At 71.3% G+C, this 25362-nt stretch carries 19 protein-coding genes; 4 read left to right on the forward strand and 15 right to left on the reverse strand.

Annotated features, from left to right (window positions below; genetic code table 11):
• Positions 1–15: 15 nt before the first annotated feature.
• Positions 16–2763 carry a bifunctional acetate--CoA ligase family protein/GNAT family N-acetyltransferase gene (locus NON19_RS23020; protein WP_255930831.1) on the reverse strand — a complete coding sequence of 916 codons (2748 nt, stop codon included), beginning with the start codon at positions 2761–2763 and terminating at the stop codon, positions 16–18.
• A 142-nt stretch (positions 2764–2905) separates the two neighbouring features.
• Between NON19_RS23020 and NON19_RS23025 the strand changes: the two genes are divergently transcribed.
• Positions 2906–3187: an HPr family phosphocarrier protein gene (locus NON19_RS23025; protein WP_255930833.1), complete on the forward strand. Its 282-nt coding sequence runs from the start codon at positions 2906–2908 to the stop codon at positions 3185–3187.
• 147 nt (positions 3188–3334) lie between these two features.
• Here the strand turns inward: NON19_RS23025 and NON19_RS23030 are convergent, their stop codons facing one another.
• The 3 genes from NON19_RS23030 to NON19_RS23040 all read right to left on the reverse strand — a co-directional run bounded on the left by NON19_RS23030 (position 3335) and on the right by NON19_RS23040 (position 6913).
• Positions 3335–4036: a GntR family transcriptional regulator gene (locus NON19_RS23030; RefSeq protein ID WP_255930834.1), complete on the reverse strand. Its 702-nt coding sequence runs from the start codon at positions 4034–4036 to the stop codon at positions 3335–3337.
• Between the two features lie 118 nt (positions 4037–4154).
• Entirely contained in the window at positions 4155–5546 is a 1392-nt protein-coding gene (locus NON19_RS23035; RefSeq protein ID WP_255930836.1) for a M16 family metallopeptidase, read from the reverse strand.
• Positions 5543–6913 (reverse strand): M16 family metallopeptidase, encoded by a 1371-nt coding sequence (locus NON19_RS23040; protein WP_255930838.1) that lies wholly within the window; start codon positions 6911–6913, stop codon positions 5543–5545. The genes NON19_RS23035 and NON19_RS23040 overlap by 4 nt, the downstream gene beginning before the upstream one ends.
• Before the next feature lie 206 nt (positions 6914–7119).
• Between NON19_RS23040 and NON19_RS23045 the strand changes: the two genes are divergently transcribed.
• Positions 7120–9570 carry a DNA gyrase/topoisomerase IV subunit A gene (locus tag NON19_RS23045; RefSeq protein ID WP_255930840.1) on the forward strand — a complete coding sequence of 817 codons (2451 nt, stop codon included), beginning with the start codon at positions 7120–7122 and terminating at the stop codon, positions 9568–9570.
• A 439-nt stretch (positions 9571–10009) separates the two neighbouring features.
• Positions 10010–10921 (forward strand): ferredoxin family protein, encoded by a 912-nt coding sequence (locus NON19_RS23050; RefSeq protein ID WP_255930842.1) that lies wholly within the window; start codon positions 10010–10012, stop codon positions 10919–10921.
• Between the two features lie 477 nt (positions 10922–11398).
• Here NON19_RS23050 and NON19_RS23055 read toward each other — a convergent pair whose 3' ends face one another.
• From NON19_RS23055 to NON19_RS23085, 7 genes are all read right to left on the reverse strand, one after another.
• The gene (locus tag NON19_RS23055; RefSeq protein WP_255930859.1) at positions 11399–12997 is read right to left on the reverse strand and encodes a monocarboxylic acid transporter; all 1599 of its coding nucleotides are present in this window, start codon (positions 12995–12997) and stop codon (positions 11399–11401) included.
• Positions 12998–13065: 68 nt separating this feature from the next.
• A complete protein-coding gene (locus NON19_RS23060; RefSeq protein WP_255930843.1) occupies positions 13066–13521 on the reverse strand; it encodes a DUF485 domain-containing protein in 456 nt (151 codons plus the stop codon).
• Positions 13522–13687: 166 nt separating this feature from the next.
• Positions 13688–14383, reverse strand: a complete 696-nt coding sequence (locus NON19_RS23065) for a response regulator transcription factor (protein WP_255930844.1) — start codon at positions 14381–14383, stop codon at positions 13688–13690.
• Positions 14383–15558, reverse strand: a complete 1176-nt coding sequence (locus NON19_RS23070) for a sensor histidine kinase (protein WP_255930845.1) — start codon at positions 15556–15558, stop codon at positions 14383–14385. The genes NON19_RS23065 and NON19_RS23070 overlap by 1 nt, the downstream gene beginning before the upstream one ends.
• 25 nt (positions 15559–15583) lie before the next feature.
• Positions 15584–16072: a CcdC protein domain-containing protein gene (locus NON19_RS23075; RefSeq protein ID WP_255930846.1), complete on the reverse strand. Its 489-nt coding sequence runs from the start codon at positions 16070–16072 to the stop codon at positions 15584–15586.
• Between the two features lie 256 nt (positions 16073–16328).
• Positions 16329–17309, reverse strand: a complete 981-nt coding sequence (locus NON19_RS23080) for a GNAT family N-acetyltransferase (protein ID WP_255930847.1) — start codon at positions 17307–17309, stop codon at positions 16329–16331.
• Positions 17310–17378: 69 nt separating this feature from the next.
• Entirely contained in the window at positions 17379–19499 is a 2121-nt protein-coding gene (locus tag NON19_RS23085) for a DNA gyrase/topoisomerase IV subunit B (protein WP_255930848.1), read from the reverse strand.
• Positions 19500–19927: 428 nt separating this feature from the next.
• On the opposite strand from NON19_RS23085, the gene NON19_RS23090 reads away from it, so the two are divergent.
• Positions 19928–20152: a DUF7455 domain-containing protein gene (locus tag NON19_RS23090; protein WP_255930849.1), complete on the forward strand. Its 225-nt coding sequence runs from the start codon at positions 19928–19930 to the stop codon at positions 20150–20152.
• A gap of 262 nt (positions 20153–20414) precedes the next feature.
• Here the strand turns inward: NON19_RS23090 and NON19_RS23095 are convergent, their stop codons facing one another.
• The 4 genes from NON19_RS23095 to NON19_RS23110 form a co-directional block, all read right to left on the reverse strand.
• Positions 20415–21266 carry a S1 family peptidase gene (locus tag NON19_RS23095; RefSeq protein ID WP_255930850.1) on the reverse strand — a complete coding sequence of 284 codons (852 nt, stop codon included), beginning with the start codon at positions 21264–21266 and terminating at the stop codon, positions 20415–20417.
• A gap of 137 nt (positions 21267–21403) precedes the next feature.
• Entirely contained in the window at positions 21404–22969 is a 1566-nt protein-coding gene (locus NON19_RS23100; RefSeq protein WP_255930851.1) for an RNA polymerase sigma factor, read from the reverse strand.
• A gap of 403 nt (positions 22970–23372) precedes the next feature.
• On the reverse strand, positions 23373–24314 hold the full coding sequence (locus tag NON19_RS23105) for a FadR/GntR family transcriptional regulator (protein ID WP_308213719.1): 942 nt from the start codon (positions 24312–24314) through the stop codon (positions 23373–23375).
• Positions 24315–24516: 202 nt separating this feature from the next.
• Complete coding sequence (locus NON19_RS23110; RefSeq protein ID WP_255930854.1) at positions 24517–25299, reverse strand: NUDIX hydrolase; 783 nt, start codon at positions 25297–25299, stop codon at positions 24517–24519.
• Between the last annotated feature and the right edge of the window lie 63 nt (positions 25300–25362).

Below are 25362 nucleotides of genomic sequence, written 5' to 3' on the forward strand. Positions count from 1 at the left end.
GTGTCGGCCGCACCGTCACAGAGACGACAGTGCGCGCGGCCCCAGGTCGGTACGGGCCGGGGGGTGCGCCAGCCGTACCGTCGCGCCGAGCACGCTGACCCCGAGCCCGCGGCTGGCCACGACGACGGGTTCGAGGTGTACCGAGACCACCTCGGGCAGGTCGTCGACCAGCCGGGAGACCCGCAGCAGCGTCTCCTCCAGGGCGGCGGTGTCGGCGGGCTCCGCGCCGCGCCAGCCGAACAGCATGGGCGCCGCCTTGATGCCGCGCACCAGCTGAGCGGCGTCCCGGTCGGTGACCGGCACCAGATGGTGCGCGAGGTCACCGAGCAGCTCGGAGGCGGCGCCCGCGAGGCCGAAGGAGAGCACCGAACCAGCGGCCGGGTCCACGGCGGCCCGCACCACGGTGTCGACGCCGCGCGGCGCCATGGACTGCACCACCGGCAGCACCTCCTCGGGTCGTCCCAGCCGCCGGGTCAACTCCTGGTAGGCGCGCCGCAGTTCGCCCTCCCCGGCGAGGTCGAGCCGGACCCCGCCGAGGTCGGCGCGGTGCCGCAGGTGGGGGGCGGTGGCCTTGAGCGCCACCGGGTAGCCCAGCAGCCGGGCCGCCTCGACCGCGCCGTCGGCGTCGGGGGCGGGCAGCGCGGCCCGTACCTCGATGCCGTACCGGCCGAGCAGCGCGCGCCCGACCGCGTCGTCCAGGGTGACGCCCCGGCCGCCCGCGGGCTCGGTGGCATCCAGCAGCCGGTCGACGTCCGCCCTGGCCGCCGCCTCGTCGATGCCGTCGAGTTCGGGCACCCGGCCGGGGATCGCGTCCTCCCGGCGCCAGCGTGCGTAGCGCACCGCCTCGGCCAGTGCCCGTACCGCCCGCTCGGCGGCCGGGTAGGCGGGGATCCGGGGTGCGGCGGGTGTGCCCTGGGGCGCTGCCCCGCCCAGCCGGTCGGCGAGCCGGTCCAGGGCGAGCTGGACCACGGCCACCGGCTTGCCCGCGCCCCCTGCGGCGGTGCGCAGCGCCGCCGCCAGCGCCGGGTCGTCGCCCGAGTCCGGGTCGTCGGCGTCGACCGCGCCGACCCGTGGGATGGCGGTGACCACGACGGCGTCCACGTCGTCGGCGGCCAGGGCCTGGGTCAGTGCGCCGTGGAAGTCCCCGGGTGCGGCGGCGGTGGTCAGGTCGCGCGGTGGCGCCGGGCGCAGTCCGGCGCTCAGGCAGGCGTCGTAGGCGAGCAGGCCCAGCGACTCGGAGTTGCCGAGGATGGCGACCCGGTCGCCCGCTGGCAGCGGCTGGTGCGCCAACAGCACTCCGGTGTCCAGGAGTTCGGTCACCGTGTCGACCCGGATGATCCCGGCCTGCCGCAGCAGCGCTGAGACGGTGGTGTCCGGGATGCGGGTGACGGGGACGGTGTGGCCGGACGGAAGGGCGCCGGAGTGCCGGGCGCCCTTGACCACGACGACGGGTTTGACGGCGGCGGTGCGGCGCGCCAGCCGGGTGAACTTGCGCGGGTTGCCGATGGATTCCAGGTACATCAGCGCCACGTCGGTGTCCGGGTCGTCGTGCCAGTACTGGAGCAGGTCGTTTCCGGACACGTCGGCGCGGTTGCCCGCCGAGACGAAGGTGGAGACGCCGCCGAGTCCGGCGCCGCGCCGGTGCAGTCCGGACAGCAGGGCGATGCCGATGGCGCCGGACTGGGTGAACAGCCCCAGCCGCCCGGCGGCGGGCGCCTCCGGTGACAGGGTCGCGTTCAGCCGTACCGCGGGGGCGGTGTTGAGCAGGCCGAACGCGTTCGGCCCGATGACCCGCATCCCGTAGGAGCGGGCCTGGCGGACCAGGGCGCGCTGCCGGTCCCGTCCCTCGGGGCCGGACTCGGCGTAGCCGCCTGCCACCACCAGCAGTCCCTGCACTCCGCGTACCCCGCAGTCCGCCACGGCCTCCGGCACCGCCTGGGCGGGCACCGCCAGGACCGCCAGGTCCACCGGCTGGCCGATGGCGGCCACCGAGCGGTACGCGGGGACGCCTTCCGGTTCCAGGGTGTCCATGCCCTGCGGGAAGTTGCGGTTGACGGCGTACAGGCGGCCGGTGAAGCCCGCGGCGAGCAGGTTGCGCAACAGGCCGCGGCCGACCCCGCCCTCGGCCCGCCCGGTGCCGACCACGGCGACCGCGCGGGGGGCCAGCAGCCGCTGCACGGAGCGGGCCTCGGCGCGCTGCTCGCGGGCGCGCATCACCGCGACCGACGCCTCGGTGGGCTCCAGGTCGAGTTCCAGGCGGACCACGCCGTCGGTGAAGCTGCGCTCGGCGGTGTAGCCCGCGTCCGTGAAGACTTTGATCATCTTCCGGTTGGCGGGCAGCACTTCGGCGTCGAAGCGGCGGATGCCGTTCTCCCGGGCGACCGCCGCGATGTGCTCCAGCAGCGCGGAGGCGACGCCTCGGCCCTGGTGGGCGTCCTGGACCAGGAACGCCACCTCGGCCACGCCGTCGTCCAGCCGGTCGTAGCGGACGGTGGCGATGAACTCGCCGCCCACCGTGGCCGCCAGGCCCACCCGGTCGACGTAGTCGTGGTGGGTGAAGCGGTGCACGTCCCGGTCGGAAAGCCGGGGGTAGGGGGCGAAGAAGCGGTAGTACTTCGACTCGTCGGAAACCTGCTCGTAGAAGCTGACCAGCCGCTGTGCGTCGTCGGGTGTGATGGGCCGGATGTGGGCGATCCCCCCGTCGCGCAGCACCACGTCCGCCTCCCAGTGGACGGGGTAGGCCGGGGTGTGCGAGGTCTCCATGGGCGCAAGGGTAGGCCGATCGGCCCGGTTCGGCGCCGCCGCGGCCGGCGATCGGGAAGACGGCGCGCCGGGGAGGCGTCCGGCATCCGCACGGCCGTGGTTAACTGGTCTAGACAACCGGAGTCATCAGAAGGGTTGAACCATGGCTGAGCGCCGCGTCAACGTCGGTTGGGCCGAGGGCCTGCACGCCCGCCCCGCGTCGATCTTCGTCCGCGCCGCGACCGCCGCCGGCGTGCCGATCACGATCGCCAAGGCCGACGGCACCCCGGTCAACGCCGCCTCCATGCTCGCCGTGCTCGGGCTGGGCGCGCAGGGCGGCGAGGAGATCGTGCTGGCCTCCGACGCCGAGGGCGCGGAGGCGGCGTTGGACCGGTTGTCCAAGCTGGTCGCCGAGGGCCTGGACGAGCTGCCGGAAACCGTCTGAGATTTTCCCCGCCCAATGCGCGGCGCGGCGGTGCCGGGTATCCGTTCGGATACCCGGCACCGCCCTTCGCATATCCACGGGGAAACCGGAAAGCAGCCGGAAACCATCGGTCGCGCAATTCCCCAGAAGTTGTATACGGGACGATTGTTAAATGCGATCGCGTCCTGTGTGTACAGCGCGTTTCAGCCGGAGCGCGGCGGCCGCCCCGGCCACGTGCGCGGCGGCCGTCTCGCGCGCCCGCGCCGCGTCGCGACGGGCCACCGCGTCGGTGATCGCCGCGTGCTCCTCCCAACCGGAGGCGGCCCGCCCGGCCTGCTCCACCGCGTACATCCAGGAGATCTTCCGCCGTAACTGGGTGAGCAGCGAGGCGAGTCCAGGGCTGCCGGAGGCCTGGGCCAGCGTCTCGTGGAACCAGCCGTCCAGCGCGGGCAGATCCGACAACTGCCCTTCCCTGCAACGCTCCTGCCCCAGCCGCACCAGCCCACTCAGCACCCGCAGTTGCTGCTGGGTACGCCGCTGAGCGGCCCGCGCGGCGCCCAACGGCTCAAGCAGCGCCCGCATTTCCAGCAGGTCGCCCGCCTCCTGCTCGGTGGGCTCGGCCACGGTGGCGCCCACATGCCTGCGGGTGCGCACGAAGCCCTCCGACTCCAGGGTGCGCAGCGCCTCGCGCACCGGCACCCGGGACACCCCGTACCGCTTGGCCAGCAACTCCTCGGTCAGCCGGCCGCCGGGAGCGAAGAACCCGCTGACGATGTCGTCCCGGATCGCGGAGCACACCGTGCGCGCGGAAATACGCCGCACCGCCTCACCGGTACCGTCCACTTCCGATCGCGTTTTGCCGGTCACCATTCCCAAACTGTATTCCACAGTGGCGGCGGCACCGGCGGCCGGGATGAATTCGGCGAATTCTCGCACCCGCCGTCCCGCACCCTCGGGGCAGGTCGGACGGCGGGTGCGCCAAGCGGCGCTAGCCGCGGATCACGCAGACCGGGCCGATGCCCAACTCCCGTACCGGAGCCTCGATCACCGAAGCGTCGCCGACCAGCACCACCACCAGGCGGTCCGGTGCGAAGGCGTTGACCGCGGCGGCCGTCGCCTCCACCGTGCCGGTCGCGGCCAGCCGCTCGTACAGCCGGGCCTGGAAGTCGTCCGGCAGGTACTGCTCGACCTGGTCCGCGAGGGTGTCGGCGACCGCGGCGGCGGTCTCGTACTTCAACGGCGCCACCCCGACCAGGTTCTGCACCGCCACGTCCCGCTCCTCGTCGGTCAGCCCGTCCTTGGCGAGGGTGCGCAGCACCTGCCAGGTGTCGGCGAGCGCCGGAGCCGTCACATCGGTGGCGACCGAACCACTGATCGCCAGCAGCGAGGCGCCCGATCCGTCCGGCGCCGAGCGCAGCACCTGGCCGAAAGCCCGCACCCCGTAGGTGTAGCCCTTCTCCTCGCGCAGCACCCGGTCGAGCCGCGAGGTCAACGTGCCGCCCAGGCAGTACGTGCCGAGCACCTGCGCGGGCCACACCATGTCGTGCCGGTCCGGTCCGATGCGGCCGATGAGCATCTGGGTCTGCACCGCGCCCGGCCGGTCCACGATCACCACCCGGGCGGTGTCGTCCGCGGTGATCGGCGGCATCCGGCGGAGCGCCGCGGCGGCACCGCTCCAGGCGCCGAGTGTCCTGGCGAGCACCGCGTCAAGATCGATTCCGGTCAGATCGCCGACGATGACGGCGGTCGCGGTGGCCGGGCGGACGTGTGCGGTGTAAAAGGCGCGCACCGCCGCGGAGTCGATGTTGGCCACCGTCTCCTCGGTGCCCTGCCGTGGACGGGACATCCGGGAGTCGGCCGGGAACAGCTCGCCGGACAGCGCGACCGCGGCGCGGCGGGCCGGGTTGGCCATCTCGTGCGGGATCTCGTCCAGCCGGTTCTTCACCAGCCGGTCGACCTCGCTGTCGGGGAAGGCGGGCGCGCGCAGCGCGTCGGCCAGCAGGCCGAGCGCCTTCTCCAGCCGGGACGCCGGTACTTCGAGCTGTACCCGTACCCCCGGGTGGTCGGCGTGCGCGTCCAACGTGGCGCCGCAGCGCTCCAGTTCGGCCGCGAACTCCTCCGCGGTGAGGGTGTCGGTGCCCTCGGAGAACGCCCTGGCCATGATGGTGGCCACGCCGTCCAGACCGGCGGGCTCGGCGTCCAGCGGGGCGTCCAGCAGCACCTCGACCGCGATCACCTTCTGGCCGGGCCGGTGGCAGTGCAGCACCGTCAGGCCGTTGGGCAGCGCGCCGCGCTCGGGGGCCGGGAAGGCCCACGGCTTGGCCTGGCCGCCCTGCGGCTGCGGGTGGAACGTCATGGTGGACTGGGTGGCGTTGGTCATCGGGCTTCCTCGCCGTCTTCCTCGACGGGACCGACGGTCGGGCCCTCGGGTCCCTCCGGGGCGCCCTCGCGCCCGGTCGGTTCGTAGATCAGTACCGCCCGGTTGTCCGGGCGCAGCCGCGCCGCGGCCACCGCCTTGACCTCCTCGGGGGTCACCTCGAGCACCCGCCGCACAGCGGTCAGTGCCAGTTGCGGATCACCGAACAGCACGGCGTAGCGGCACAGTTCGTCGGCGCGACCGCCGACGGTGGCCAGCCGGTCCAGCCATTCGCGCTCCAGTTGCGCCTGGGCGCGCTCCATCTCCTCGGGCGTCGGCCCCTGTTCGGCGAACCGGGCCAGCTCCTCGTCGACGGCGGCCTCGATGTCGGCCACCTCGGCGCCGCTGGACGCCTTCACGTCCAGCCAGCCGAGCGAGGGTGCACCGGCCAGCCGCAGCAGGCCGAAGCCCGCACCGACCGCGGTGCGGTCGTGCCGCACCAGCCGGTTGTGCAGCCGGGAGGACTCGCCGCCACCGAGGACGGTCAGCGCCAGGTCGGCGGCGTCCGCCTCACGGGTGCCGTCGTGCGGCAGCCGGTAGGCGGCCATCAGGGCGCGGGACGGCACGTCCTCCTGGACCACTTCGCGCAGTTCCCCGCCGATCAGGTGGGGCAGCGAGCCGTCGCGCGGGGCGGGCTTGCCGTCGTGCGCCGGGATGGATCCGAAGTACTTCTCGATCCAGCGCAGCGTCTGCTCCGGGTCGATGTCGCCGACGACGGCCAGCACCGCGTTGTTCGGCGCGTAGTAGGTGCGGAAGAACTGCTGGGCGTCCTCCAGCGAGGCCGCGTCCAGGTCCGCCATCGAGCCGATCGGCGTGTGGTGGTACGGGTGGCCCTCCGGGTAGGACATGGCCGTCAGCCGCTCGAACGCGGTGCCGTAGGGGACGTTGTCGTACCGCTGGCGGCGCTCGTTCTTGACCACGTCGCGCTGGTTGTCCAGGCTCTGCTGGTCGAGCGCGGTGAGCAGGCTGCCCATCCGGTCGGCCTCCAGCCACAGCGCCAGCTCCACCTGGTGGGCGGGCATGGTCTCGAAGTAGTTGGTGCGCTCGAAGCTGGTGGTGCCGTTGAGCGAGCCCCCCGCGCCCTGCACCAGCTCGAAGTGGCCGTTGCCCGGCACCTGGGCGGAGCCCTGGAACATCAAGTGCTCGAAGAGATGGGCGAGTCCGGTGCGGCCCGCGACCTCGTGGCGCGAGCCGACGTCGTACCAGAGGCAGATCGCGGCGACCGGCGTGAGGTGGTCCTCGGAGAGCACCACGCGCAGCCCGTTGGCCAGGCGGTGCTCCGTCGCTGTCAGGCCGCCGGGTTGTGCCTCCGGCGAGGCCGTGTGAGCCATGGGCGAGAAGTCCTTCCGGTCGCGTTGTCGATCGTCCCCACTCTAGGCAAGCGCACGGACAGGGGGCGAAGTTCCCGGCCTTCCCGCTGGGGTGTCGTGGGGCTGGCGGAGGCGGTCGGGACGGGTCCTGGTCCGCGCTGTCAGTGGGGCGGTCCACAATGGAGCCGACAGAACCCGACCAGGTCCGCCCAAGGAGCAGCCGCGCGATGGCCCGCCGCAGCACGAAGACCACGCCTCCGGACGATTTCGAGGAGCGCATCCTCGACATCGACGTCGTCGACGAGATGCAGGGCTCCTACCTGGAGTACGCGTACTCGGTCATCTACTCACGCGCACTGCCGGACGCCCGGGACGGGCTCAAGCCGGTGCAGCGCCGGATCATCTACCAGATGAACGAGATGGGCCTGCGCCCCGAGCGCGGGTACGTCAAGTGCGCGCGGGTCGTCGGCGAGGTGATGGGAAAGCTGCACCCGCACGGTGACGCCTCCATCTACGACGCGCTGGTCCGCATGGCGCAGGACTTCTCCATGCGGATGCCGATGGTCGACGGCCACGGCAACTTCGGCTCGCTGGGCAACGACGACCCGCCCGCCGCGATGCGGTACACCGAGTCGCGGATGGACCCGGCCGCGGTGCTGATGACCGAGTCCATCGACGAGGACACGGTCGACTTCGCGCCCAACTACGACGGGCAGGAGCGAGAGCCCGTCGCGCTGCCCGCCGCGTTCCCCAACCTGCTGGTCAACGGCGCCTCCGGGATCGCCGTCGGCATGGCCACCAACATGCCGCCGCACAACCTCGGCGAGGTGATCGCCGCCGCCCGCCACCTGATCAAGCACCCGAACGCGGACCTCGAAACCCTGATGCGGTTCGTCCCCGGTCCCGATCTGCCCACCGGCGGCCGGGTGGTGGGCCTGTCCGGCATCCGTGACGCGTACGAGACCGGACGCGGCACGTTCAAGATCCGCTCCACGGCCACGATCGAGAACGTCACGGCGCGCCGCAAGGGCATCGTCGTCACCGAACTGCCCTTCACCGTCGGCCCGGAGAAGGTGATCGCCAAGATCAAGGACCTGGTCGGCGCGAAGAAGCTCCAGGGCATCGCCGACGTGAAGGACCTCACCGACCGGCAGCACGGACTGCGCCTGGTCATCGAGGTGAAGAACGGATTCAACCCGGAAGCGGTACTCGAGCAGCTCTACAAGTTGACGCCGATGGAGGACTCCTTCGGCATCAACAACGTGGCGCTGGTCGACGGCCAGCCGCTCACCCTGGGCCTGAAGGAGCTGCTGGAGGTCTACGTCGACCACCGCTTCGACGTGGTCCGGCGGCGCAGCGAGTTCCGCCGCACCAAGCGCAGGGACCGGCTGCACCTGGTCGAGGGCCTGCTGGTGGCGCTGGTCGACATCGACGAGGTGATCCAGCTCATCCGCTCCAGTGAGAACTCCGCGGAGGCCAAGCAGCGTCTGATGGAGCGCTTCTCGCTGTCCGAGACGCAGACCCAGTACATCCTGGACACCCCGCTGCGCCGCCTGACCAAGTTCGACCGGCTGGAGCTGGAGGCCGAGCGGGACAAACTGACCGCCGAGATCGCGGAGTTGACGCGGATCCTGGAATCGGACACGGAACTGCGCAAGCTGGTCTCCACCGAACTGGCCGCGGTCGCCAAGAAGTACGGCACCCCGCGGCGCACGGTGCTCGAGGAGTCGGCGGGCGCCCCGGTCTCGGCGATGCCGCTGGAGGTCTCCGACGACCCGTGCCGGGTGCTGCTGTCCGCCACCGGGCTGCTGGCCCGTACGGCGGGCGGCGAGCCGCTGGCGGTCGGGGACGGAAAGCGCGCCAAGCACGACGTGATCGTCTCCGCGGTGCCCGCCACCACCCGTGGCGACGTGGGCGTGGTGACCTCGGCGGGACGGCTGCTGAGACTGTCCGTGGTCGACCTTCCGGCGCTGCCGGAAGGCTCCTCGGCACCCAACCTGGCGGGCGGGGCGGCCGTTTCCGAGTTCGTGTCGCTCGCGGAGGACGAGCGCGTGCTGTGTCTGTCGACGCTGGACGAGTCCTCGCCCGGGCTGGCGCTCGGTACCGAGCAGGGCATCGTCAAGCGGGTCGTTCCCGACTTCCCAGCGAACAAGGACGAGTTCGAGGTCATCGGGCTGAAGGACGGCGACCGCGTGGTCGGCGCCGCCGAGCTGCGCACCGGTGAGGAGGATCTGGTCTTCATCACCGACGACGCGCAGTTGCTGCGCTACCCGGCCGGTCAGGTGCGGCCGCAGGGCCGCCCGGCGGGCGGTATGGCCGGGATCAAGCTGTCGGCGGGCGCGAAGGTGGTCTCGTTCACCGCGGTGGATCCGGCGGTCGACGCGCTGGTACTCACGGTGGCCCGCGCCGAGGGCACACTGGCCGGGGCCGCCCAGACCACGGCCAAGCTGACCCCGTTCGACCAGTATCCGCGCAAGGGCCGGGCCACCGGCGGTGTGCGCTGCCAGCGGTTCCTGCGCGGCGAGAACGGCTTGGCGCTGGCCTGGGCGGGCCCGGCCCCGGCGCGCGCCTGCGCGGCGGACGGCTCCCCGGTGGAGCTGCCCGAGCCGGACCCGCGCCGTGACGGCTCGGGCACGCCGGTGAAGAAGCCGGTGGCGGCGGTCGCGGGTCCCGCGTAGGCCCACACGGGGCGGCGGCGGTTTCGGCGGGGCCGCGGCGGTTTCGGCGGGGCGGCGGCTGTTTCGACTGGCCGCGGCTGTTTCGGCGGGGCGCGGGCCGCGGGTCGCCAGGCGCGGGCCGCGGGCGCCGGGCGCGGATCCGGCGGGCCGCGGCTTGTCCGGCGGCGTCGGGCTCACCGTCGGGGTTGCAGCCGTGCGTGCGGCGGGAGCGCCCGTCCGCCGCACGGCGGGAGTGCCTGTCCGCCGCACGGCGGGAGTGCCTGTCCGCCGCACGGCGGGAGTGCCTGTCCGCCGCACGGCGGGAGTGCCTGTCCGCCGCACGGCGACCGACCCGGCGACCGAACCGGCCGCACACCCACGAAGCCCCACCGCGGGCGCACCGGGCGCGGGGCCGTACCCGAACGCCCCCGCGCCGGGGCGTCCGGTTTAGGCTCACCATGTGATCACCTGTGCGACCGCCTCCCGGGAGCTGGCCGAACCGTGCGCGGCGACGGCGGCCAACGCCCAGACTTGGCTGCTGCTGGAGCAGCCGGGCCCCTGGGGCGCCAAGGCCCTCACCTCCAGCCACCTCGATCCGCGCATCGGCCGAGAGCTGGAGGCTGCGGCCGTGGGAACGGGCGTACGGGTGGCACTGATCCGCCGACCGGGTCCGCACGCCGACCGGCACCATCCGCAGCGCAGACAGGTGTTCGTGGCGCATACGCTGCCCGGCACGGGTTGGCTGCGCGCCGCCGAAGTGGCCGACCCGGCCGAGTTGTTGGCGCTGGACTTCGCCCGCCTGGGCCGCGGCGACGGCTGTGGCTTCGGCGCGCCCCACCAGGGCGAGCCGCTGGCGCTGGTGTGCACCAACGCCAAGCGGGACCGTTGCTGCGCCCTGCGCGGACGGCCGCTCGCCACCGAGCTGGCCACCTCGGGGGTCGGCGAGGTGTGGGAGGTCACCCACCTCGGCGGCCACCGTTTCGCCCCCACGATGCTCGTGCTGCCGTACGGCTACGCCTACGCGCATCTGGACGCTGCGCGCGCCAAGGGGATCGTGGCGGCGGTGCGTGACGGCCGCATGGTGCTGGACCACTGCCGCGGCCGCTCAGCTTTCGAACGGCCAGCTCAGGCCGCCGAGTTGGCGGTGCGCTCGCTGACCGCCGAGGACCGGGCGGAGGCGCTGACCGCCGCCACGACCGTGGAGGCGCCGGGCCGTTGGTCGGTGCGCGTGACGCACACCGACGGGCGGTCGTGGCGCGCCCTGGTCAAGCAGGTGACCCTGGCACCGCCGCGCCCGGAGAGCTGCGGAGCCGAGCCCGGCACCCCGGTGCGCATGGAGGTCGACTCGGTGGAGGAACTTCCGTCACACTGACGGGAGTTGTCCACTCCCACGGTTACCGCGTCTCGTGGGTCGCCTTGCCGTCGCCCGCGTAATGGTCGACGGGCGGCTTGTCGGCGATCTGCGCCGCGCTCCGCCCGTTGGCAACTTCAGGGTCTCGACGAAGGCGCGGGCCGGGCCAGCTTCCGCACCACGTGGAGGTTCGCGGGCCAGCTTGCGCGGGCTCACCGACGCGCTGGGCGCGCAGCAGCACGAGGTCTCCAACCGCGTGCACACCCTGCTCGGCGCCGCCCGGCCGAACGCGCTCCCGCCACTGCCGGTCACGGCGCACTTGCCGCCGTCCCTCTCGGTGGTGCGGGACTCGCTCCGCTCGCAGAAGCGCACGGCCTGTCGGCGACCGATACGTCTCCGAGGCCACCGGTACGGGAGGCGCAGGCACGGCTGGAGTCGCGATACCGGGCGACGGGACGGCCGGAACACCGGGAACCGGCCGGGAGTTGAGCCGGTCGGCTAGGCAGCGCCCGCGCCGGTAAGGGAGCGCACCTCCACTTCGGCGTGGCGGCCGGGGTCGGCGGGCACCGGGGAGAGCACGGTGCCCAGCCAACCGGCCAGGAAGCCCAGCGGGATGGAGACGATCCCCGGGTTCTGCAACGGGAACCAGGCGAAGTCGATCCGGGGGAAGATCGCGCCAGGACCGCCGGAGACCACGGGTGAGAGGACCACCAGCGCCACCGACGGCAAAAGCCCGCCGTAGACCGCCCACACCGCGCCCCGGGTGGTGAAGCGGTGCCAGAACAGCGTGAGCAGCAGGACGGGCAGATTGGCCGAGGCGGCGACGGCGAACGCCACCCCCACCACAACCGCGACGTTCAACTCCTGGGCATACAGCGTCAGTACGATCGCCACCACCCCGATGGCCGCCGCCGCCAACCTGGCCACCGCCACTTCCCGGGCGTCCGGGGTGCCCGACGGCGCGTAGTGCCGCCGCACGCTGCCGTACAGGTCGTGGGCGACACTGGCCGAGGAAGCCAGCGTCAGACCGGCGACCACCGCGAGGATCGTTGCGAAGGCGACCGAGCCGACCACGGCGAACAGCACCGTTCCGCCCGTCGAGCCCGCACCCCCTCCCAGGTGCAGGGCGAGCAGCGGAACCGCCGTGTTCCCCGCCGCGTTGGACGCCCGTACCGCGCCGGAGCCCACCAGTGCCGCGGCGCCGAGCCCCAGCACCATCGTCATCAGGTAGAAGGCGCCGATCAGCGCCACCGCCCACACCACCGAACGGCGCGCGGCGCGGGCGGTGGGCACGGTGTAGAAGCGGACCAGGATGTGCGGCAGTCCCGCCGTGCCGAGCACCAGCGCGAGGCCGAGGCTGACGAAGTCCAGCCGGGCGAGGGGGGATCCGCCGTACTTCAGCCCGGGCCGCAGATAGGCCGCGCCATGGCCGCTGCCGTGTGCGGCGGCCCGCAGCAGGGCGCCGACATCGCCGTGGAAGCGGGCGAGCACCAAGAACGCCAGCACCGCCGAACCGCCCAGCAGCAACGCCGTCTTGACCACCTGGATCCATGTGGTGGCGCGCATTCCGCCGAAGACCACGTAGAACACCATCAGGGCGCCCACGCCGACCACCGTCCACGTCCTGGCGTGCGCCGCCTCACCGTCGAGCAGCAGCGACACCAGGCTGCCCGCGCCGACCAGTTGCGCCACCAGGTAGAGCACCGCCACCGTGATCGACGAGATTCCCGCGGCGATCCGCACCGGCCGCTCGCTCATCCGGGCGGAGAGCACATCGGCGAGGGTGAACCGGCCGCAGTTGCGCACCAGTTCCGCCACCAGCATCAGCACACCGAGCCATGCCACGAAGAACCCGACGAGATAGAGCACCCCGTCGTAGCCGTAGAGCGCGATCAGGCCGGAGACCCCGAGGAAGGATCCGGCGGACAAGTAGTCGCCGCTGATGGCGAAACCGTTCTCCAGCGGCGAGAACAGCCGTCCGCCGGAGAAGAACTCCTCCGACGAGCGGCGCCCGCGCCCCACCCACACGGTGATCGCCAAGGTGATCGAGACGAACGCGGTGAACAGCGCGAGCGCCAGTGCCTGATGCCCGACCACCGAATGCCGTGCCGCCAACTGGACTGACGCCTGGTGCACTTGGCCTGCTGTCGGTTCGATCCGCCCGGTCACCGCACCCGCTCCTGGGTGTCCCAGCGCAACTCCAGCGCCGCCTGGTCCCGGCACTGTCCCGCATGCCGCGCATACGCCCAGGTCAGCAGGAACGTGGTGGTGAACTGGGCGAGCGCGGCCAGCATCGCGACATTGACCGCCCCCGCCACGGGGCGCCCCATCAGCCCAGGCGCCATGATCGCCGCCGTCACATACAGCAGGTACCAGACCAGACACGCCCCCACCGCCGGAAACGCGAACCGGCGATACCGCCGCCGCACCTCCTGGAACGCCTCGCCCGCCTGCACCTGCCGGTACACCGCCGTACGGTCACACTCCCGCCGCGCCGCCGCTGCGGGCTCCGGGTCCGGTGAAGGCCCGCTGCGCTCCTCCCACGGGCCGACGGCCAGGGCTTCGGTCCAGGGGTCCGCCACCCCGAGCCGCACCGCCCCGCCACCGTCGTGTTCGTCCACAGTGAATCTCCTTGAGCCGCAGGCCAATTGGCCGTTCGCCCAAGAATGGACAGATCCGGAAGATCCCTCGCCGATAAGACGAAACGTTCACTCCATCAGGTGATGAAGCCTTGGCCTCACCACCTCCGGCCGTGACCGCGCTGCCACCGATGCGTAGCGGCGCGGCTCAGTCCTGCAGGGGCCGCGCGATCCCATGCCGGAACGCATACCGCACCGCCTGCGCCCGGTCCCGTGCCCCGATCTTCGAAAAGAGGTTGTTGATATGGGTCTTGACGGTGGCAGGGCTGACGTAGAGCTTGGCGGCGATCTCGGCGTTGGACAGGCCCTCCGCCACCAGGGCGAGTACCTCCGCCTCACGCGCCGTCAGCCCGTCCGGCAGTTCCTCCGGTGCGCCGCGGCCGGAGCCGGTCGGCTGCGCGACCACCGGTCCGCCCTGGGCCAGCCGCTCCAGCAGGCGGCGCTGCACCCTCGGCGACAGTCCCGCCTGCCCTGACATCACGTCCTCGATGGCCCGCAGGATCTCATCGCCGCCCGCGTCCTTGGTCAGATATCCGCGCGCCCCGGCCTCCAGCGCCGGGAAGAGCGAATCGTCATCGGCGAACGTCGTCAGCACCACCACCTGGGTGCCCTGATGATCGCGCCGGATCCTGCGAGTGGCCTCCACCCCGTCGCAGCGGGGCATCCGCAAATCCATCAACACCACGTCCGGGGCCTTCTCCGCCACCAGCCGCACCGCCTCCTCCCCGTCGGCCGCCGCACCCACCACTTCCAGTCCGGGCAGCAGCCCCAGCAGCATCACGATGCCCTCGCGCACCACGGTCTGGTCATCGGCCACCACCACTCGTGTCACTTGCCCGGCCATCACGCCGGCACCCGCAGTCGCACCACGAACCCCTCCTCGACCGGTCCCGCTTCGAGCGTGCCGCCGAGCAACTCGGCGCGTTCACGCATTCCCAGCAGACCGTAGCCCCCTCCCGAGGCACCGAGTTCGCCGTTATCCACAGGCCCGTTGTCCACAGGCCGCCCGCCGAAGTCGCGAACCTCCAACTCCACCTCCCCCGGCAGGTAGTCGAGCCGGATCGCCACTTTCGCCCCCGGCGCGTGCTTGCGCGCGTTGGTGACCGCCTCCTGGGCCACCCGCCGCACGGCAAGCCCCGCCTCGGCGGGCAGATCCCTGCGCTCCCCCTCGACCCGCAGCCGGGCGCCCTCGGAGTCCACCAGCTCGCGCAGGAAGTCCTCGGCCGGGGTCATCTCGCCCCGCAGCGCCGACAGCGCCTGCCGGGTCTCGGCCAGGCCCTGGCGGGCCATCCGGCGGGCCGACACCACCCGCTCCAGCACCTGCTGCCGCTCGCCACCCCGCTCGATCAGCAGACGCGCCGCCTCCAGGTGCACCATCTGCGCCGAGAGACTGTGCGCCAGTACGTCGTGGATCTCCCGGGCGATCCGGCTGCGCTCGCGCAGCGCCGCCGTCTCCGCCTCGGCGGCCCGTGCGGCCCGCTCCTGCGCCAGCAGCCGCTGGGTGTTGCCCCGGGCCTCCTTGTCCAGCCGCACCACGTATCCGACCAACCCCAGGCTCGCCGTGGTGAACGCCGTGGTCAGCCAGTTGTCATGGCTCGCCAGCAGCGCGTACGCCCCCAGGGCGGCGCAGGTGAGCGGGAGGGCTACCGCCAGCGGCAGCCGCTCCAGCGCCAGGATCGCGCAGGCGCACCACAAGACGGTGGCCGCATACCCCGCGTGCTGGCCCTGGGCGATGAACGCCCCGGCGAACAGCAGCCCCAGCAGCCCCAGCGCGGGCCAGATCCGGTGCTCGAGGGTGACCCGCATCAGGGCCCACACGATCGCGACGGCCACCGTGGTCCCGAGCGCCACCCACACCGGGCTCCACCCGTGCATGCGGCCGTTGACGAACGCCCCCCACAGCACTCCGGCCAGGATCAGCAGCCGCATGACCCATCCGAGCATCCGGTGCGCGGGCGTCCTGCTCTCCCAGGACAGGGCTTCCCGGGACGGCCAGGCGGTCCAGAAGCTCAGCGGCACGTAGGCTCCCTCCGTCGGTTCGCCGTCAGAGCGCGGCGGCGGTCGCGGGGTACGCGGGCTCCAGCTCGCGGGCCCGCCACATCACCATGCCGGTGCGCACCAGCAAGGTCGCCGCCAACGCCAGCATCGTCGCTCCACCACCCTGGTGCACGCCCAGCATCGCGGCCACGGCCGCCAGGCCTATTCGTAGCAGCACCCCGCCCGTCCAGGCGGCCAGGGTCGCCTTGGTGCCCTTGGCCCACACCGAGCCGTCGGCTTCCCGCCACAGCCGGGTGGTGTAGGCCCACACCGCGCCCATGCCGAGCCCCACGAGTATCTCGGCGGCCAGCAGGCCCACCGACAGCGCCTCGTGGTGGGTGTCGACCACACCGCCGTTCTTCGCCGAGAGGAAGACCAGGACCGCCGGGAGGATCCACCAGCGTGCGCCGTCGGCCACCTTCCGCGGCCTCAGCTGTCGTGCCAGCACCAGCACGACCACCGCGATGATCACCGCGACATCGGTAAGACCGGACATGGAAGACGCCTCCGAGCTGCGAGGAACGGTGAGAAGACCAGACGCCTACGACGGTACGGAGCGGCCGTTGCTCGCGGATCGGATCCAGGGTTGAGCCAGGGTGGAGATCGCTTCTCCACCCACGGGTGGAGAAGCGGGCCGGTCGGCGGCGCCCAGCAGCGCGGTTCGAGCGCCCCGCCCGCGCGGAAGGCCGAGGCGCTCGCTGGTGAGGAAACGATCAGCCCAGGTCTGGTGAGGAAACGATCAGCCCAGGTGGCTACTCGCCGAAGAGGGTGCGCACGTACCTCGTCTCGGTGGCGCACTGGCGGTAGCCGAACCAGGAGTTGACGGCCAGCATCGGTCCGTTGCCGGTGTCGTTGGCGGTGAACGCCTCGCGGTAGCCGGCCGCCCGCGCCCGGTGCAGCGAGGTGGCCTTCGCCAACTTCGCCAGTCCCCGGCCGCGCCACGCCCGCCGCGTTCCGGTCATCCCCGACAGGTACCGGCTGCGGCCGTCGGTGTGCGCCATGCTGAAGGCGACCACGGTTCCGTCCGCCACCACGGCGGTCGTCAACTCCCGGTCCAGATCGAGTGAGTTCCAGTACTGGGCGAGCCACTGTCCGTACGCCATCGCGTCACAGGAGGCGTCACCCGGTTCGTCCGCCGCCGCCTCCGCGTCCGCCACATACAACGGTCGTGGATCATGCGCGAAGTCCGTGCCGGTGCGCAGTGCGTACCCGTACGGCACTTCGGGGGCGGCGGGCAGCGCGCCACCCGCCAGGTCGAGGCGCTGGAAGCTGGCCGAACGGCCCGGGCGGTAACCGCGCCGCCGAGCGAAGTCCAACGACTCCTCCTCACCGGCCACCCAGGCGAAAACGGTGTCGGCGCCCTTGCCCGCGAGGTACTGCTCGGCGGCGGTGAGCAGCGCGCTGCCCACGCCCCGCCGACGGACCTCGGGGAGCACCTGCAGGTTGGCGAACGCCTGCCCTGGGACGCTGCTTTCGTAGATCAGCCCGGTGGCGGCGACGGCGACCACCCGGCGGCCGCCCACTCCCGCACCGTCAACCGGCAGGCCGCAGGCGCTGGTTCGCCCGTTGTCGACCTCGGCGACGAACATCCGGTACCGCTGGGCGGCGGGAGCCTGAGCGGCGCGCCAGGCCATGGTCTGCGGCGTCGAGACCAGGTAGGGCGCCACGGCGTCACGCACCCCGGCTGCGGCCTGGGCGTCAGCGGGGTGGAAAGGGCGGATGGTCAGCTCCATGACGGCGCACGGTACGCCCCGGAGCCTCCCATCCGCCTCCCGTTTTCCCGCCCTGCGGCGTTTCGCCGGTCACACGTCGATGCGCGAACGGTCCAGTGTGGCCGCGGAGTTGGTGATGAACTCCTTGCGCGGCGCCACCTCGTTGCCCATCAGCAGTTCGAAGACCCGCTCGGCGGCCTCCAGGTCGCCGATGTTGATGCGGCGCAGCGTGCGGTGGCGCGGATCCATGGTGGTCTCCGCGAGCTGGTCCGCGTCCATCTCACCAAGGCCCTTGTAGCGCTGGATGCTCTCCTTGTAGCGGACGTTGCGCCGCTGCAGGTCCAGCAGGGTCTGCCGCAGTTCGTTGTCCGAGTAGGTGTAGAGGTACTTGTCCTGCCCCTTCTTGGGGTTGGTCAGCTCGATGCGGTGCAGCGGCGGTACCGCGGAGAAGACCCGTCCCTCCTCCACCATCGGGCGCATGTAGCGCTGGAAGAGGGTGAGCAGCAGGGTGCGGATGTGGGCGCCGTCGACATCGGCGTCGGCCAGGAAGATGACCTTGCCGTAGCGGGCCTGGTTGATGTCGAAGGTGCGCCCCGATCCAGCACCTATGACCTGGATGATCGCCCCGCACTCGGCGTTCTTCAGCATGTCCGAGACGGACGACTTCTGGACGTTGAGGATCTTGCCGCGGATCGGCAGCAGCGCCTGGAACTCCGAGTTCCGCGCCACCTTGGCGGTGCCGAGCGCGGAGTCACCCTCGACGATGAACAGTTCGGTGCGGTCGACGTTGTCGCTGCGGCAGTCGGCGAGCTTCGCCGGCAGGGACGAGGACTCCAGCGCCGTCTTCCGGCGCTGCGCCTCCTTGTGCTGGCGGGCCGCGATACGGGTGCGCGCGGCGGCGACGACCTTCTCCAGCACCGCCCGGGCCTGCTGCTTGTCGTCGCGCTTGGTGGAGGTCAAGAACGCCTTCAGCTCCTTGGCCACCACGTTCGCCACGATCCGGGAGGCGGCGGAGGTGCCGAGGACCTCCTTGGTCTGGCCCTCGAACTGCGGCTCGGCGAGCCGGACGGTGACCACGGCGGTCAGACCCTCCATGGCGTCGTCCTTGACGATGTCGTCCTCGGCGACCCGCAGCAGCTTCGTGGAGCGCAGCACCTCGTTGACGGTCCTGGTGAGGGAGCGCTCGAAACCCGACACATGGGTGCCGCCCTTGGGGGTGGCGATGATGTTGACGAAGGAGCGCAGCGTGGTGTCGTACCCCGCGCCCCAGCGCAGCGCGATGTCCACGCCGAGGTGCCGGGTGACCTCGGTGGGCGTCATGTGGCCGCGCTCGTCGAGCACCGGCACGGTCTCCTTGAAGGTGCCCTCACCGCGCAGCCGCAGCACGTCGCAGATGGCCTTGTCGGGCGAGAGGTACTCGCAGAACTCGCTGATACCGCCGTCGAAGTGGAAGACCTCCTCGACCGGAGCGTCCTCGTCAAGGCCGCGTTCGTCCCGCACGACGATGGTCAGGCCGGGCACCAGGAACGCGGTCTGGCGGGCACGCTGGTGGAGGTTCTCCAGGGAGAGCTTGGCGTCCTTGAGGAAGATCTGGCGGTCGGCCCAGTAGCGGACCCGGGTGCCGGTGCGGTTCTTGGTGATCTTCTTGGTCTTGCGCAGGCCGCTGGCCGGGTCGAACGGGGCGCCGGGCCCCGACTCGGTGAAGATGCCGGGCACACCGCGGCGGAAGCTGATCGCGTGGGTGTGGCCACCGCGGTCGACCTCGACGTCGAGCCGGGCGCTCAGCGCGTTGACCACCGAGGCGCCGACGCCGTGCAGACCGCCGGATGCGGCGTAGGAGCCGCCGCCGAACTTGCCGCCCGCGTGCAGCTTGGTCATCACGACCTCGACGCCGGACAGGCCGGTCTTGGGCTCCACGTCCACCGGGATGCCACGGCCGTTGTCCCGGACCTCGACGGAGCCGTCGTCGTGCAGGAGGACCTCGATGCGGTCGCAGTAGCCGCCCAGCGCCTCGTCGACGGAGTTGTCGATGATCTCCCACAGGCAGTGCATCAGACCGCGGCTGTCGGTCGATCCGATGTACATACCGGGGCGCTTGCGGACCGCCTCCAGGCCTTCGAGGACGAGGAGGTGCCGCGCGGTGTAGTTCGAGCCGTCGCGGTCCGCACCACTGAGCAGGGCGGTGGACGGCACTGAAGTGTCGGCGGTCACGCGGGCGGCTCCTCGCAGTTCTTGCAACCGTTTCCGGGGTTGGCAGTTGTGGTTGTTCGCCGATGAGGGTACCGATGCCCGGAGGGGCGCCCTCGCCGCGACCCGGTTTCGCCGTTTATGCTAGCCGGACATCGATCGTACGTTCGATACCTCGTACGAGTGATACCCACATCACGTTCCCAAGTAGGCATGAACCATTTAGGCTCCGGGCACGTCCTCAGCAACAACCGGCAACCCAGCCGGGAGGCGAAAACCGGACATATGACGCCAATATCACAACCAACTCTTTAATCCCTATTCGCCGCCAACCGGTACCATCCAGCAACGTCAGGCCTAACTTTCCAAGAAAAGCCACGAGCGGGAACGTTTTCGGCCTGGTTGGATGTTGACCCTGGTACGACAGCTCGTCGAGCTAGAGAAGAGGCGACGTGACTACTGTTCTGACCCCCGCAACCCCGCTGACCGCTGCGGACCGCTGCGACCGTTGCGGCGCCCAGGCCTACCTGCGCGTCGTTCTCATCAGCGGTGGCGAGCTCCTGTTCTGCGCGCACCACGGGCGCAAGTTCGAGCCGGAACTGAAGAAGATCGCTGCGGAAATACAGGACGAGACCGGACGACTCACTGCCGCCCCGGCGACGGTCGTCGAGGACTGATCCCCACTTCGTATACGACGAGCTCGGACCGGCACGGCCGGTGCGTTGAGCGGCCATCCCCAGCCAAGGGGTGGCCGCTCAACGCTATTGCGCATCACGATCCGTGCGCGACCGAGCGCAAATCGTTCCACTAATCTCGTGTGACGAGACGTCGAGATTCACGCACGCTATGTGACGGGACATTCCGCGCGCCACATCATGCGCCCTCGATACGCCACCCGGCAGACACCACATGCCCGGGGCGGGATCTGGCGCGCGCCCACTACATGAAGTGCCGGATGACACCGGCGTACGCGGAAACCCTGGTGTACACCCCCGGGTGTGCCGCCTCACCACAGCCCGTCCCCCACGAGACCAGCCCGACCAGCCGGCCATGGACCACCAAAGGCCCCCCGCTGTCGCCCTGACAGGCGTCCCGTCCCCCCTGCGGCTCTCCCGCGCACACCATGGACGCCGGCATGTACGTCCCCGCCAGGCTGCCCGGATAGGCCCGCGCGCACCCCTCGTTCGACACCAGCCGCACCCGCGCGGCGCGCAGCACCGGCGAGTAGCTGCCGTGCCCGTTGGTGTCGCCCCAGCCATAGACCGTGGCGTGCTCCTCGCCCCCGCCATTCAGATCGCGAAGATCCGCCAGACGTATGGTCCGCCCGGGAACCGCCCGGGCCAGCCGCACCACCGCGAGATCACCGTCGTTGGTCCGCGGGTTGTACGACGGATTGATCCACACATGGCGCACCGGGACCTCCCGGCCCTCGTGCGTGCGCATGTCCGAGCGGCCCGCCACGACCCGAAGGTCGCGAACGGCCCACCAGTCGGCGCCGAGCACATCGCGGCCGAAGCAGTGGGCGGCGGTGAGCACCACCCGCGGGGCTATCAGCGCGCCGCCGCAGAACTGGCCCGACCGATCGACGCCGAAGCGCTCTCGGCTCGCCAACGCCACCACCCATGGATGCGCCGATATGCCCGTCGGGCGGCCGCCTATGACCCGTTCGTCATGCCTGCCGGTCCCTGTGGCGAAGGCGGGGGTGGAGGTGCTCAGCGGCACCGCTGCCGCGAAGAGTGCGAGTCCGCCGATCACCGCGGCGGCCGTCCGACGGCGGGGTCTGGTGCACATACGGTCTCCTGACCATCCGGAACGGTTGGGACACTCAGCGTCATCCACCTGGAGCCGTATCGCATCCGGAAAGGCTCGCGGGCCCGGAACCTCGCCAGGAGGTCACGGGCCCGCGAAGGACGGCGTCACGAAGGGTTTTAGTCCAGGTAGTCCCGGAGCACCTGGGACCGGGACGGGTGGCGCAGCTTGGACATGGTCTTCGACTCGATCTGGCGGATCCGCTCACGGGTCACCCCGTAGACCTTGCCGATCTCGTCCAGCGTCTTCGGCTGACCGTCGGTGAGACCGAAGCGCATGGAGACCACGCCCGCCTCGCGCTCGGAGAGCGTGTCCAGGACGGAGTGCAACTGCTCCTGCAACAGGGTGAAGCTGACCGCGTCGGCCGGGACGACCGCCTCGGAGTCCTCGATGAGGTCACCGAACTCGCTGTCGCCGTCCTCGCCCAGCGGGGTGTGCAGCGAGATCGGCTCACGGCCGTACTTCTGGACCTCGATGACCTTCTCCGGGGTCATGTCCAGTTCCTTGGCCAGCTCCTCCGGGGTGGGCTCGCGGCCCAGGTCCTGGAGCATCTGGCGCTGCACACGGGCGAGCTTGTTGATGACCTCGACCATGTGCACCGGAATGCGGATCGTACGGGCCTGGTCGGCCATGGCGCGGGTGATCGCCTGCCGGATCCACCAGGTGGCGTACGTGGAGAACTTGTAGCCCTTGGTGTAGTCGAACTTCTCCACCGCGCGGATCAGACCCAGGTTGCCCTCCTGGATCAGGTCCAGGAACAGCATGCCGCGGCCGGTGTAGCGCTTGGCCAGCGACACCACCAGACGGAGGTTGGCCTCCAGCAGGTGGTTCTTGGCACGGCGGCCGTCCTCGGCGATGATCTCCAGCTCACGCTGCAGCTTGGGCGCCAGCTTGTCGGCCGCGGAGAGCTTGTCCTCCGCGAACAGGCCGGCCTCGATGCGCTTGGCGAGCTCGACCTCCTGCTCGGCGTTGAGCAGCGGGACCTTGCCGATCTGCTTCAGGTAGTCCTTGACCGGGTCGGCGGTGGCACCGGCGGCGGCGACCTGCTGCGCGGGCGCGTCGTCCTCGTCGTCGTCGGAGAGCACGAAGCCCTCGGACTCCGGCTGGTCGGGACCCGCCTCACCCGGCTTGCCGGGCGCCTCGTCCAGCAGGTCGTCGGCCTCGACGAGTTCGTCCTCGACCGACTTCTTCGCCGTGGTCTTCTTGGCGGCAGCCTTCTTCGCCGGGGCCTTCTTAGCCGCGGTCTTCTTCGCAGCGGCCTTCTTCACGCCCGCCCTGGCAGCCGTCTCCTCCGCGTCGGCCTCCAAAGGGACCTCCGCGGTGGCCGACGGGGCGGTCGCCGTCTTGGCGGCGGCGGTCTTCTTGACCGTGCTGGTCGTGGTGGAGACGGCCTTGGTGGCAGTACGCTTCGCCGGGCTCTTGGCTGCGACGCTCTTACGGGTGCGCTTGGGCGCCTCTGCGGCACTGACCATCAGCGTCACACCCTCCTCGTCGAGGACCTGGTTGAGGCTGCGCAGAACGTTCTTCCACTGGGTTGCCGGAATCTGGTCCGCCTCGAAGGCCCGACGAACGTCGTCGCCTGCGATCTGGCCCTGTGCCTTACCCCGCTCAATGAGCGCCATCAGAGACTCGGATTCGGTGATCTCCGGCGGGAGCGTACGGGATGTGCTGGCCGACACGAACAACCTCTCGGAACGATGGGAACGACTTCCGACCACGCCTGCACCCGGCAGGGGATCGGCCGCCGGCGGGGATGATCCGGCGGTGGAGGCGGAACCGCACAGCAACACAGCATCTGCGATGTCGTCCGTATTCCTTCTGCGGCACCACCTCTTAGGTCATCGCGCCTCTCCTACGAGTGTTACGCGGGTCCTGCGTGGCCCGCGTCACACCGTAATTCAGCGTAAACCAGCACTTAGCCCGGCACTTCCACCGAAGACGGCCGCCGCCGGACCCGTTCGGAAGGGTCGGCGGCGGCCGGGACATCGGCGCACGGAGACGGCGGGCGGAACACCCGACGGCGGGACCGTCCTTGTCCGGCGGTACGGGGAGAGCGGGGCGGGGGCGGTGACTGGGCAGCCGCCGCCTTCAGTGCTCGCGCGGTGCCGGAACGACGCGGTCCACTTCGGGGTGCGGGGTGAGCAGCTGGCGCATGGCGGCCTCCGCGCCAGGGCCGTCACCGGCCGCCAGGGCCTCGACGACGGTCAGGTGCAACCCGACCGCCGCCTCGGTGGGGCGGTCGCATCCGGTGACCGGTCCGCCGGAGACCTGCAGCGCGGAGGAGACGATGCCCGACAGGTGCTCCAGCATCCGGTTGCCGGTGATCTGCAGGACGAGGGCGTGGAACTCGGCGTCAGCGCGGGAGAAGGTCAGCGAGTCCCCCTGGGCGACCGCGTGGCCCATGATCTCGGCCATGTCGGCGAGACGCTGCTGGACGTCCTCGCGGCCGTGACCGGCCGCGAGCCGGGCGGCCAGCGGCTCGATGGTCCACCGCAGTTCGGACAGCTCGCGCCGCTGGTCGTCGCGCTGCGGGCCGAACGCCCGCCACTCGATGATGTCGGGGTCCAGCAGGTTCCAGTCGCTGACCGGACGGACCCTGGTGCCGACGTTGGGCCGGGCGCTGACGAGGCCCTTGGCCTCCAGGACGCGCAGCGATTCGCGGACGACGGTGCGGGAGACCTCGAACCGCTGGCCGATCTCCTCGGGGACGAGCGGGCGGTCGGCGCCGAGATCGCCGGAGACGATCATCTGGCCGAGCTGCTGGACGAGTTGGCCGTGCAGGCCGCGTCCCCGGCTTCCTCCGGCGCGGCGTCCCACCCGGCCCATCTCGGTATCCACCCCGTCCCAGTTGGGGTTTCCGGGGCGGTCGCCGCCTGGGGCTTCCGCGTACGGGTAGCGGTCGAGCTCTCCATGCCCGGCGAGGCCGGGATCGACGGGGCGGGCCGCGGTCATCATGGTGTGCGCAAGGGTAGTCACGCATCCTTTGTCGGCGATGTCCCCGGCGGCCTTGAGGGCTTTGCTGAAAAGCACACGAAAGGGTGATCGCCCCCCACCGCATAATTGACGCTTTATCGTAAAGAAACGTGCTTTCTCAGGGGAGTTACGGACACATCAACATGACTGGCAGACTCATCCCGCACGTCAACGCCCTTGTGCGGTAAGGGAGTAGAGCGGCAGTTACTTACAACACGCCAACTTAGCCGGGGTAGTTGGTGCCGCGTGGATCGACGGCTCACACCTCGGGGCGCAGCATCGGCGGGTTGAGCAAAGTGGCACCGCCAGCCCTGAACAGCTGGGCGGGGCGGCCCCCTTGGCGCGTCGTGGTACCGCCCGCAGGAACCAGGAAGCCCGGCGTACCGGTCACCTTACGGTGGAAGTTGCGCGGGTCCAGCGCCACTCCCCACACCGCCTCATAGACCCGGCGCAGCTCGCCGACGGTGAACTCGGGCGGGCAGAACGCGGTGGCCAGCGAGGAGTACTCGATCTTCGACCTGGCCCGCTCCACACCGTCGGCCAGGATCCGGGAGTGGTCGAAGGCGAGCGGTGCGCGCTGCTCCTCGCCCGGCGCTCCGTTCTCGGCCTGCAGCAGATCGTCCACCGGAGCCCACCGCGCGCTGCGCGCGTCGCCCCCGGCCCGGGGCGCCGGCAGATCAGGCGCCAGCACCAGGTGCGCGACGCTGACCACACGCATCCGGGGATCGCGGTCCGGGTCGCCGTAGGTGGCGAGTTGTTCCAGATGCGCCCCTCCGCCACCGTACGGTCCCGATGCGCCGGGACCGGCCGGGACCGGTTGCTGCGCACGCAGCCCGGTCTCCTCCGCGAGCTCACGGGCGGCGGCCTCGGCGAGGTTCTCGTCGGGCCTGACGAATCCGCCCGGCAGCGCCCACCGCCCCTGGTAGGGCGGCTCGCCCCGTCGGATGGTCAACGCGCACAACGCGTGCTGACGCACGGTGAGCACGACCAGATCGACGGTAACGGCGAAGGGCGGATGGGCCGACGGGTCGTAGGGCGACATGACGTGATCATAGTCGTCTCACTGACGATAAACAGCTGGTTCGGGGGATGTGGGGGGTGGGGT

The sequence above is a fragment of the Streptantibioticus rubrisoli genome (assembly GCF_024436055.1).
Classification (GTDB): domain Bacteria; phylum Actinomycetota; class Actinomycetes; order Streptomycetales; family Streptomycetaceae; genus Streptantibioticus_A; species Streptantibioticus_A rubrisoli.

Coding starts and splice junctions, on each gene's coding strand:
- NON19_RS23045 (WP_255930840.1), top strand. CDS start 7,120: ATGGCCCGCCGCAGCACGAAGACCACGCCTCCGGACGATTTCGAGGAG.
- NON19_RS23110 (WP_255930854.1), bottom strand. CDS start 25,299: ATGTCGCCCTACGACCCGTCGGCCCATCCGCCCTTCGCCGTTACCGTC.
- NON19_RS23020 (WP_255930831.1), bottom strand. CDS start 2,763: ATGGAGACCTCGCACACCCCGGCCTACCCCGTCCACTGGGAGGCGGAC.
- NON19_RS23025 (WP_255930833.1), top strand. CDS start 2,906: ATGGCTGAGCGCCGCGTCAACGTCGGTTGGGCCGAGGGCCTGCACGCC.
- NON19_RS23080 (WP_255930847.1), bottom strand. CDS start 17,309: ATGGAGCTGACCATCCGCCCTTTCCACCCCGCTGACGCCCAGGCCGCA.
- NON19_RS23030 (WP_255930834.1), bottom strand. CDS start 4,036: ATGGTGACCGGCAAAACGCGATCGGAAGTGGACGGTACCGGTGAGGCG.
- NON19_RS23075 (WP_255930846.1), bottom strand. CDS start 16,072: ATGTCCGGTCTTACCGATGTCGCGGTGATCATCGCGGTGGTCGTGCTG.
- NON19_RS23035 (WP_255930836.1), bottom strand. CDS start 5,546: ATGACCAACGCCACCCAGTCCACCATGACGTTCCACCCGCAGCCGCAG.
- NON19_RS23095 (WP_255930850.1), bottom strand. CDS start 21,266: ATGTGCACCAGACCCCGCCGTCGGACGGCCGCCGCGGTGATCGGCGGA.
- NON19_RS23040 (WP_255930838.1), bottom strand. CDS start 6,913: ATGGCTCACACGGCCTCGCCGGAGGCACAACCCGGCGGCCTGACAGCG.
- NON19_RS23065 (WP_255930844.1), bottom strand. CDS start 14,383: ATGGCCGGGCAAGTGACACGAGTGGTGGTGGCCGATGACCAGACCGTG.